The organism is Nonomuraea sp. B5E05 (genome assembly GCF_039880665.1).
Lineage (GTDB): Bacteria > Actinomycetota > Actinomycetes > Streptosporangiales > Streptosporangiaceae > Nonomuraea.
In genome coordinates, this window is record NZ_JBDPMJ010000107.1 from 1 (window position 1) to 822 (window position 822).

Below are 822 nucleotides of genomic sequence, written 5' to 3' on the forward strand. Positions count from 1 at the left end.
TGGATCCGAACCGTCCAGGAAATGCCGGGCAATATTTGAGGGTTTTGAACTGCGCTTCCGAGTACGGGTTGTCGTTGGACACGTGCGGCCGGGAATGCGATTGATCGATGCCGAGCAGCGCGAGCAGTCCGGTGACGGTGTTTGAGGTCATCGACGTGCCGCGGTCGGCGTGGATGGAGCGAGGCGCGACGTTATTGTTGGCGGCGATTGCGTTCTGAATGAATGCTTTGGCCAGAGCGCCGTTTTCGGTGGGCCAGATCTCCCAGTGAATAACTTTGCGGGAGAAGATGTCGATGATGACGTACAACAGATAGTAGACGCCTCGCACCGGGCCTTTCAGTTTGGTGATGTCCCACGACCACACGAGGTTAGGGCGGTCGGCCTCCAGTTCGGGTTTGCTGGTCGGCGGGCGTACGGCCTGGGCGCGCCGCTCGCCACTTTGCCCCCGTTCGCGCAGCAGGCGGTACATGGTGGCCTGCGAGCACAGGTAGACACCCTCGTCCAGCAGGGTCGCCCACACCTGGCCGGGCGACTTGTCGGCGAAGCGGGCAGAGTCGAGCACTGCCAGCACCTGCTCGCGTTCGTCGTCGGACAGTTCGGCCGGGTGGTGGAACGGCCGGCGCGGTCCTTGCACGGGCGGGCGCGGATTTCGCCGGCGGTGCACCGTGGCCCGGGATTTCCCGAACACCGCGCATGCCTTCACCGTGCCGACCGACGCCTCCAGAGCCGGGAAATACTCGTCCAGGACCCGATTCAGTTCGTGTCGGAGTCCGCGCTGCTTGAGATGTCCTGAAGCAGCGCGAATGCTTTTCCCGCAATATC

General features: G+C 63.4%; 1 protein-coding gene. It reads right to left on the reverse strand.

The window, feature by feature from the left end; all coding sequences use genetic code 11:
• On the reverse strand, positions 1-703 hold a 703-nt coding region (locus tag ABGB01_RS46025; protein WP_347780659.1), incomplete at its 3' end, for a DDE-type integrase/transposase/recombinase.
• Positions 704-822 lie beyond the last annotated feature (119 nt).